Here is a 723-nt window from a genome sequence, read left to right as displayed (position 1 = left end):
ATGGTGGACTGAGCTGAAGGACAATCCCCTAAAGGGCATAAAGATAAAGTGACGGGTCATAGCACTAGCAATGGCGAGGAACTTTAACGAAGGGTTCGTTCAGCTCACCAGCGCAATAAGGTATTGCAGCTGTTTTCTCTACCAGCATTTAAGAGTGGTTCAGTGCAAAGCTACACACATCAAGCTCCCACCATTGTTGAGGAAAAAAAGATGAATAATTATTACCTCTCTTTAGGTGCAGACCACCCCGATTACCCGGGCTATGTGCGGATTACGGCGCCCACCCGTGATGATGCCCGCCAGTTAATGGAAGCCCATCATGGCCACGACTGGACTGGCTGTTTTGAAACCTTCGATGAGCTGGATACCCACCAGAGGGTTCAGCGGGACTACCTGATCTTTGATAACCTGACCGGCGAGGCTCTCACCTGGACTTGCCATATCTGCAAGGAGAAACGGCCCGACAGTAAAATAGAGGTCACTCAACGCACGTTGCTGGAGGCAGACGATGCACCGGTCAACAACGTCCGATACTGCATTGATAACGATGAGTGCCAGCACTGTATTAATGCCTTTATTGAGCAGCAAGGCACAGGATTTACGATTCCGCTTTTTCTGGGAGATATGCGCAAGCCAACCGGTTTGACCGTCTTTCTGGGTGTATTTTTCGATGCTCATCATAACCGGCGATCTCCCTTTTGTGGCAATCATTGTCCGTCAGCG

General features: G+C 49.8%; 1 protein-coding gene. It reads left to right on the top strand.

Annotated elements, in window-relative coordinates; translation table 11 throughout:
* Positions 1-210 precede the first annotated feature (210 nt).
* Positions 211-723 (top strand): hypothetical protein (locus AK963_RS30060; RefSeq protein WP_139117819.1); only part of this gene is annotated, 513 nt, incomplete at its 3' end.

The organism is Endozoicomonas atrinae (genome assembly GCF_001647025.1).
Lineage (GTDB): Bacteria > Pseudomonadota > Gammaproteobacteria > Pseudomonadales > Endozoicomonadaceae > Endozoicomonas > Endozoicomonas atrinae.
The sequence above is the reverse complement of the archived record's forward strand: the minus strand, read 5'-3'. Positions and strand labels throughout refer to the sequence as shown.